3 protein-coding genes are annotated in these 9,244 nt (G+C 59.4%); 2 read left to right on the top strand and 1 reads right to left on the bottom strand.

Features of this window, described 5'->3' with window-relative positions:
* Positions 1–512 precede the first annotated feature (512 nt).
* Both R6U20_RS08825 and R6U20_RS08830 read left to right on the top strand, forming a co-directional pair.
* Positions 513–3,791 carry an SNF2-related protein gene (locus R6U20_RS08825; protein ID WP_410337489.1) on the top strand — a complete coding sequence of 1,093 codons (3,279 nt, stop codon included), beginning with the start codon at positions 513–515 and terminating at the stop codon, positions 3,789–3,791.
* 173 nt (positions 3,792–3,964) lie between these two features.
* On the top strand, positions 3,965–5,911 hold the full coding sequence (locus R6U20_RS08830) for an Hsp70 family protein (protein WP_410337490.1): 1,947 nt from the start codon (positions 3,965–3,967) through the stop codon (positions 5,909–5,911).
* A gap of 449 nt (positions 5,912–6,360) precedes the next feature.
* On the opposite strand, the gene R6U20_RS08835 is transcribed toward R6U20_RS08830, so the two are convergent.
* Positions 6,361–8,574, bottom strand: a complete 2,214-nt coding sequence (locus tag R6U20_RS08835; RefSeq protein WP_410337491.1) for a protein-disulfide reductase DsbD family protein — start codon at positions 8,572–8,574, stop codon at positions 6,361–6,363.
* Positions 8,575–9,244 lie beyond the last annotated feature (670 nt).

Genomic DNA, 9,244 nt, shown 5'->3' on the forward strand with positions numbered 1-9,244 from the left:
TGGGGCATTGCGTATAACACAACGTTCAGCACTACGTACCAATGTGTCATCCCGGACAAGGTGCCCCTGGCACCGCTGATCCGGGATCCATCCTTCGGGAAGGCGGCTCCATGTGTTTGTTCAGGAGCCCGTCATTTTGCGTCGGGTACCGTGAAAACGTGAACAGGTCAGTTGTTAAATATCTGCATGACGATTCTGCGCAGATGGTATAAGCAGCCCTGGCGACGGGGATGTTCAATACACACCGGATCTACCTGTTCTCGATCTATCTGTTCGGATTGATTTCCCGTTCTGCCTTCCTCCCAAAGCTATAATCAGCGTCTCAACCAGCTGAATACAGTATTTCTCATCCCCAGCGGAAATGACCTTCAGGCGCGTCGTCGCGGGCTGCCTGTCATCAAGGGAGACCTCTTCTGTGGAGTTCAGCACCCCTTCAGTGGGACCCTCGCGTTCTACTCTTCGTTTTTTTGATAAACTGTCTACTCTGCCCCACAGTCATCTCCTTTCTGTACATGTCTTCGTCTCCACGCGATCTGTTTGATTCCGCCTCGTCTAACTCGGAGCCTACATGGCCTGCCCCGCATCGATTTGCGCTCAACGAAACAGAACGCACCGTAGGCACCCGGTTAGACGACCTGTTTGCCGCTTCGGAGCAGGTGCTTTTCCTGACGGGATACACCTCGCTGGCCCACCTGGCCCGTTTCTTTAGCAGGCACGACGTTGGGGAACGCACCATCGAGATTGTGTTGGGCAATCAGCCTACGCCAGATACGCGCGGCACCTTCGTTGACACACTCCCCGTGGACGAACAGGCACGCGCTTTTTGGATGGAACGGGGCATCTCGGTGCTCAGCGGGCGCGGCATCACCCGGCTCATCGCAGCCATCGACACAGGACACGTCCGGTTCTACGAGTCTCGCGATCTACACGCAAAGATTTATATCGGCGATACAGAAGCACTTATCGGGTCCAGCAACTTTTCGCAGATGGGGCTTCACCGCCAGCGCGAGGCCAACGTGCGCTTCGCAGCAGACACGCACGATTACCGGTATTTACGCGCCATCGCCGAGCGGTTTCGCGACGATGCCACCGATTGTAGCGCGTCGATACGCGCGCTTTTGCATGATCTGCTTCAATTTGTAACGTGGCCCGAAGCGCTTGCCCGAGGCGCAGCCGAGCTCCTCGAAGGCGAATGGATCACACGCTACCCCGACATTGCTCGCCTACTGCGCAACCAGTCGCTTTGGCCGCACCAGGAGCAGGCCATTGCACAAGGGCTCTGGATTTTGGACACGCGCGGCAGTGTGCTCGTGGCCGATGCCACCGGATCTGGGAAAACACGGTTAGGTACACATCTGCTCTACAGCCTCATGAATCGCTTGTGGGCTCGCGGGCAAGGGCCCCGCACAAACACCACCGTGGTGTGCCCGCCCCAAGTCGTCGACAACTGGTCATTGGAGATGCACAGCGTTCCCGGTCAACAATCACTCAACGCCATCTCCCACGGCCTGCTCTCGCAGGGCGCACATCGCGACCGGCTCGCCACGCGTATCCAGCAGACTAATATTCTCTTCCTGGATGAGGCGCACAATTACCTCGCCACCAACTCAAAACGCAGCAAAATTATTGCGTCCAGCGTGGCCGACTACACCGGACTGCTTACCGCCACGCCGCTTAACCGAGGTCCCAAGGATCTCTTGCGGATGATTGAATTGATGGGGCTCGACACCCTCTCCGACGACGAATTCGATACATACAAGACACTTGCCCATCAGCCTGGACGCCTTGAACCAGCACAGATCGACGATCTGCGGTCTATTGTTGGACAGTACACCATTCGCCGCACGAAACGCGATCTAAACCGCTTTGTGGAGCGCAACCCGGAAGGCTACCGCGATGCAAACGGACGCCTCTGCCAATATCCTGAGCATCGCTGCAAAACCTACCCGACTGGCGAGACCCATACCGACCGCGACCTGGCTGTACAGATTGCCGACTATGCCAGGCGATTACGTGGGCTGCAATGGATCTACTTAACGCCTCCCAAATCCATTCGCGGCCCCCTCGATAAGGAAGAGCAGTTCTTCGAGCAGATGTGCAACGCCGCTCGTGGACTCGTTGGGTACTTTGTACGAAGCGCCATGCAATCGTCCCGAGCCGCCCTGCTTGAAATGATCCATGGCACCGAAGAAGCGGCCTCTATGTTGGACTTTCCACCTGGCCGTAAGACCGAAAGTGGGGACTTCTTAACTTCGCTGGACGCACTTCGTCAAGAGCCTCCAACTGCAAAAAATGCGCTTTCCATCTCTCTTCCTGCATGGCTTACCACCGACTTTGACGAGACGGTTGACCGCGAGCAATCGCTGCTTCGTAAAATCAGTGAATGTGCACGCCAGATGTCTGCGGCTCGCACCGAAGCGCGCATTCGCCAGATCCGCTCTGTACAGCAGGAGCATCCCGTTCTCTTGGTGTTCGATTCGCGTCCGCTTACGCTTCGGCACCTACACCATGCGTTGCAGCACGCCAGTCATTCCACCGAGATTGTTGTTGCCGACGGCTCGCTAACAAATGCCCAGCGGCGTGCCCTTACCGAGCGGCTGGGTCTCGACGGATCCGCAACACGCCTCCTTGTCCTGTGCAGCGACGCTATGAGCGAAGGACTCAACCTGCAGCGAGCCTCGGCTGTAATTTTGCTCGATACGCCCAGCGTCATTCGCATTGCCGAACAGCGCGTAGGACGCGTTGACCGCATGAACAGCCCGCACGACGCCATCGAGGTACACTGGCCCGATAACAGTCCCCCGTTCCGCACGCAAACACGCGACCTTCTCATTGAGCGGCATCGTGCTACGCACAACTTGCTCGGCTCAAACATCACGCTGCCCAATACCATGGTCGATACCTTCGACGACCTGGCCACGGAAGACGATCAGGATGTGGATGCAGATGCCCTGATCGAAGAGTACTTTGACCACCGTGAGCACGAGGGAGCCGCCCCGCTTAACGACGCATTTCAACCTGTGCGGGCCCTCGTCACCGACTCCCCCGATGCAGAGGCTCCCCCACTCATCTCCCCTCCCGTGTATGAGCAGGTGGCCGAGCTCTCGGCCTCCGCCTGGAGCCGTGTAAGCGTGGTACGCGGCGATGCGCCATGGGGATTTTTCTGCATTCGTGCTACGTCCGAGCGTGCACCGCGTTGGGTGTTCATGCACGAGAAGCGCTCCGCCCCCGGCACCCTGTCGCTGCACGCAACTCCATGGACGTGTCTTACGCATCTCGATGCCATTGCTACCCAACTCCGCACCCGCCTCCCTCACGTTGAGTCGCTGAATGCCGACACTGCGTTTGCGAACTGGGAGCCTGTTGAGAAAGCCCTCACTTCTATGATGAAGGCCCTCCGTCATCATGAGCGCGACTTACTCTCACACAAAGCCCGCCACGCGCTCACTCTGCTCAACGACGTGTGCACGCACTATCAGAGCACTACCTCGGACCCTGACCGCAAGCGATACTGTAACTTCGTGCTCTCTCATTTACGCGGCACGGCAGAAGACACGGCCAACATCAGTGCACTGGCCGATGCCTGGCTTCGCCTTGTGCAGCCCCGCTACGTGGAGTGGCGCCGCACACAGTCGGGCATTGTCCGCCTGCAAGACATGCTCCCATCGCTCGTTGAAACCCCGATTCCCACGAGCGACCTTCGCGAATTGGCCCATGCACTGGTCCCCGAACCGCACTTCGACCAGCGCCTGGCAGCCGCGATTATCGCTCTGGCTCCTGCCATCGCTTAACAGTCTACTGTTTATTTGTTTTCTTTTGCAATAACGGCTCCCCGTGCCCAAGTCCGCGGGAATCTGTGGAGGAACACAGACACTGTGGAAACTTGCTCCCGCTTCTCCTTTTCCACAGCATAAGTTGTTGGTTGTTATCAGTTGGTTTTCATCATCGGTCTCCGTGCGTCTCTATGGCAATTGTTGGCATTGATCTGGGCACCACCACATCCGAGATCGCAATCTTCGATGAGAAGGAGGGACCCCGCATCCTCAAAGATGCACGCGGCCACGAAATCGTCGATTCCTACTTCGGGTTCGACCAGAAGACCAACCAGCCTGTCGTAGGCGAAGGCGTGAAGTCCATCGCGCAGTCTGATCCCGAGCTCGTCGTGGAGCAGGTAAAACGCTACATGCGCGAGGACGTGGAGTTCACCGTGGGCAATCAGCAGTTTACGCCTGCCGAGGTGTCGGCGCAGATCCTTACGCATCTCAAAAAGAGCGCTGAGCAGCAGCTGGGGGAAACGGTAGATCGATGCGTGATTACGGTGCCTGCCAACTTCCCCGATCCCGCCCGACGCGCCACCAAACAGGCCGGCGAGATTGCTGGGATGCGCGTGGAACGCATCATCAACGAGCCCACCGCCGCCGCGCTCTCGTATAGCTACGAGGAAGACCTCGGCAACGAAACCCTGCTCGTGTACGACTTCGGCGGCGGCACCTTCGACGTGTCGATTGTGGAATACAAAGGCACCGTCATCGACGTGAAAGCCTCCTCGGGCGATACGGACCTTGGCGGCAAGGACTTCGACCAGGCGCTTGTGGCGCACGTGGCGTCGAAGTTTGAAGAGGAGCACAACGTCTCCATTTCCAAAGATTCGGGCAACTATTACCGCCTCCTCTTTGCATGCGAAGCGGTCAAAAAAGACCTGAGCGTGAGCACACACGCTACCGTTAACATTCCGTACTTTATGGTGAAAGACGGCGAGCCCATCAACTTGCAGGTGGATGTGCGGCGCGAAACCTTCGAGGAGCTAATCCGCCCGATGGTGCAGCAGACCGAAGCCGCCATTGATAAGGCGCTCTATGATGCCGAAATGACGCACGCCGACATCGACCGGGTGCTCATGGTAGGCGGAAGCAGCCGCATCCCGTTTGTGCAGCAGTTTGTGGAAAACGTGATGGGCCTGGTGCCCCACAAGCAGATCGACCCCGACAAGGCCATTGCTCTGGGCGCTGCGGTGCAAACGGCGATGCTCGACGGCACCACCGATCGCACCATCCAGGACGTGTGCCCGCTCTCACTCGGCACCGTGGTCGTCCGCCGCGACTACGGACAGCTCGTCGACGGACAGTACTCCGAGATCATTCCTACCAACAGCAAGGTCTCACAGGAATACACACGCGAATATACCACTGCGGTAAAAGGCCAAGAATCCATTACGCTGGCGGTGTATCAGCGGGATTCGCAGTCGGACTCGTTCCAGGCCGAGGTCAACGAGCGGCCCAACGAAGCCGAGGGCTTTACCCGCCTCGACCGCCGCACCATCGACATCCCACCGGAGGCCGACAGCGACGACATCGAGGTGACGTATGTCTACAACCCCGACGGCATGCTCGACATTTCGGTGACGTTTCCCGGCACCGACATTGAGCACACGTTTCAAGCCCATGCTGGGCTCGACGAGGCCGCCATTGCTCAGTCGCGCAAAAAGGTGGAAGCCACGTACGCTGCTTCGGCATCTGCCGACTCAGGCTCCGATGCCCAGACCGACTGGGACGATGTGGACTGGCTGAGCGACCTCGACATGGCCGAAGAATCGTCCTCGACTACACCCGATCCGTCTTCATCCGGCTCCACTTCGTGGCCGTCGTCTGCCGATCAACATGATACAAGCCCGTCCTCCGCATCGAGCCCCGACGCCGACGCCGCCTGGAAGAACTCGGATTACTTTGCGGATGTGAAGTCGCTTCTCGACATGGCTGAAGCAGAGCTTGACGGGGGGCACTTGCATCCCAATGAAAAGGACAAGCTACGCGGGCTTATCAGCAAAATGAAGAACGCGCTCGTCGACAACGACGAAGACCGCGTGTATGACCTCGAAGGACGTATTATGGATATCGTGCTCGGGCTCTCGTAGTGCTCTGTCACACCTGAATGTTAGGGGGCGGAGACTGTGCCAAACTCTGTGTTCCCCTAAAATCTGTGTCCCCCCAAAACCTGTCATGGTGAGCACGCGACGCACCGACAGCTGTCGGCAGAGGGATGACGTGCCGGGGGCGTGGGAATGCCGGTTCTGTGAAGGCTCGCTCAGGTTTTGTCGTGTACTGTGAGGCAGAACACCTCTACGTGAGGCTGTGTTGCCTTGTCATCGAATTCCCGTGGGAGCACTCGGGAGACCGCTCCGTGTATAGCCGCTTCCCGCGGCTCAAGGGGGATTTGCCTCAATGGATGATACCACATCCGGTTGCAGGATTGCGGTACCTCTCCATACCTCCATACATCAACAGAGCCTGCGGAGTGGGTAGGAGTTCCATCAAGCAAGCTGCGGTCTTCAGCGTCACCTCAACGCATCATTCCTGTAACGCATCATTCCTGTAGAGCCAGGGATGAGTTTCTGCCCTCCGTATCGGGCAACTCCTCCAGCGCATCCAGCACGATCTGGGGCGTGAGCACTTCGGGCAGCACCACTGGGTCGCTGCCGTCGCCCGGGTAGAGCACGTAGAGCGGTACGCCGCTGCGGTCGAACTCGGCCAGCGCCTGGGTGATTTCGTCGTCGCGGTTGGTCCAGTCGGCACGCACCAGTGTCACGTCCTTGTCATCAAACGCCTGTTGCACGGACTCGGCATTGAGCGTGGTGCGCTTGTTCACCTGACAGGTGAGGCACCACGCCGCCGTAAAGTCAATAAATACAGGCGTGCCGTCGGTGCGCAGGGCATCCACCTGCTCGGTTGAGAACGACTGCCAGCTGGTTTCGGCAGCGCCGGTTTCGGAGGAAGGGGCGGGTGCGCCTGTGCTTGCGCCGAGGATGGCCATGCTTAGTGCGCCCACCACGACGGTCGTGACCACCGCACGCGAGGCCATCCAGGTGCGGCCTTCCACCTGCATCGCGGGCCAGCGGCCCAGCACCCAGCCGGCCAGCCCCAGCAGCAAGAACGCACCCAGCAAGAGCGCCACCCCGTCGATGCTCACCTGCTGCCCAAAGACCCACACGAGCCAGAGGGCGGTGGCGAACATCGGGAAGGCCAGCAGCTGCTTCATCGTCTCCATCCACGGACCCGGTTTGGGCAGGCGGTTCAACAGCGCCGGGACCGACGACAGCACCACGTAGGGCGCGGCCATGCCCACTCCGAGCGCCGTAAAGATGCTCATCGCCTCCACCGCCGACATCGTGAGCGCCACGCCCAGCGCCGCGCCCATAAGCGGAGCGGTGCACGGCGTAGCCACAATGGTCGCCAGCACGCCCGTCAGGAACGACTCGCCATAGCCCGAGGCCTTCTGCTGGACCGTGCTGCCCACCGAGGTCAAGTTCATTCCGATCTCAAACAGCCCCGACAGGTTCAGCCCGATGCCCACAAAGAGCAGCGCCATCAGCGCGATGAAACCGGGCGATTGCAGCTGGAAGCCCCAGCCAATCTGCTCACCGGCCGCGCGCAGCGCCAGCAGAAGCCCTGCCAGCACCCAGAACGACACCAGCACACCCGCCGCAAAGAGTCCGCCGTGGCGACGCATGATGCGGGGCTGCTCGCCTGCCTTTTTGGCGAAGCCCAGGATCTTCAGCGAGATGACGGGAAAGACGCACGGCATCAAGTTCAGGAGCAACCCGCCGATGAAGGCAAAGCCCAGCGCGCCCCAGAGCGACAGGCTCGTGCTCGACGCGCCCGTTCCGGCTTCGGACAAGGCCGACAGATCGCCGGTGAACTCGCCTTCAATCGGTGCATCCACAGCCAGGGCGGGATGCGGGCGGTCCGACGTGCTCCACGAGAAGCCATCCGGACCCAGCAGCACGCCGCGCAAGGACTCGGTGGAGCCGTCGGCGTATTCGGAGGCTTGCAGCGCCAGGTAGCGCGTGTCGCCATCGTGCATGACGGGCTGCGGCGCGGTGTTCGAGATGGTGCGCTTCTCGCCGGGGATGAAGCGCATGCCCTCGTCAGGGAGGTCGTCGCCCTCAAGTTCCAGCACGAAGCTGCCATCGCTGCGGTATGCCTGCACAGACACGCCCTCTGCCGGACGCGGATGCTGAGCGCGTGCTTGTGCGAATGCATCGTCCCACTCGGCATCAGGCGTCGCTTCCCCATCCACCAAAAGCGTGGTTTCGAGATCGGCGTGCGCGGGCAGACAGATGTCCTCGCAGATGAGCCAGTCACCGCGTCCAGCAAGCGTGACCTCGGTGCCGGGCTCCAGGTCATCTGGCGGCGTGATCTCCACCATCAGCATGGTCTCATCCGAGTAGCCGTAGGTGACGAGCGGGCCTTCCTCTTTCACCGTAGGATGTGGCCACTGGATCTCGCCCGCCGAGAAGCCCTCGGGCAGGGTCCAGTCGATGCTGCTGGCCATGCCCGAGTCGCCAGCGTTCTTCCAGTAGCTGTGCCAGCCGTCGTCCATCTGCAGATGCATAGCCACGGTAAACGGCTCGCCGGGCGCAATCGTCTCCACCTCGCTCACGAGCGTGGCCTCGCTGTGCGGACTGGGATCGTCGCTCGGCTGTGCGGTGGCGGATGCCCAAGGCGTTAGCATCCACAGGAGCAGCAGCACGCCAAATCCGACGGTGCGATGCAGAGGAGACACATGGTTCTGTTTCATGGGGATACGCAGCTTTGGAGCAGTACCGGTTGGGCGTCTCATTACGATGCACTGGCGCTTCGGTTCAGGGCCGTGTCGTGGCTGCACGGCGTGTGTGCATGAACCGACGTTCATCGCATCGGCGATGTTCACATCAAGGGGATGGGGTGCTCGAAACGGGGGGCGGGGCGAAAGCCCGAGTACTCCTGGAGGGCAATCTTTGCCTGTCTGTTGTTTGCTTGTTGCTCTGCTGTGGAATAAGTAAGGAGCGGAGACATCTCAACACCGTTCTAAAACGGAAACGGGAATGAATGGAACGGCTCTGGACCATGTATTATAAATACTATTATTAAACCAATTATACTCATTATTATGCCGACAAAGGAGCAGCCATACCTAAATATTCGCGACTTAGCCACGGTGTTACTCTCATCAGGTAAAACTCTGATTTCTCCGGCAATAGCTCGCCTTCGCGGAGGCTTAGTGCAGACTCAACGGATCATTTTGGGATTGCACCAATGAAAAGTTTTGTCCTGTTCGTGGAATAAACGCGATTGACGCCATGCGACCTCCGCTGTTTGTTCGCTCCCTGACCGACTCTGAGCAAGATGAGTTGGAGAAGGCTCTTCGGTCGGAAGAGGCTTTTACGCTGCGCCGTGTCCAGATCGTGCGTCTTTCTGATCGCATCACG

The organism is Longimonas sp., assembly GCF_046498435.1.
Classification (GTDB): Bacteria; Bacteroidota; Rhodothermia; order Rhodothermales; family Salinibacteraceae; genus Longimonas.

Bases quoted from the DNA above. Each gene is read 5' to 3' on its own strand.
- R6U20_RS08825 (WP_410337489.1), top strand. From the start codon at position 513: ATGTCTTCGTCTCCACGCGATCTGTTTGATTCCGCCTCGTCTAACTCG.
- R6U20_RS08830 (WP_410337490.1), top strand. From the start codon at position 3,965: ATGGCAATTGTTGGCATTGATCTGGGCACCACCACATCCGAGATCGCA.
- R6U20_RS08835 (WP_410337491.1), bottom strand. From the start codon at position 8,574: ATGAAACAGAACCATGTGTCTCCTCTGCATCGCACCGTCGGATTTGGC.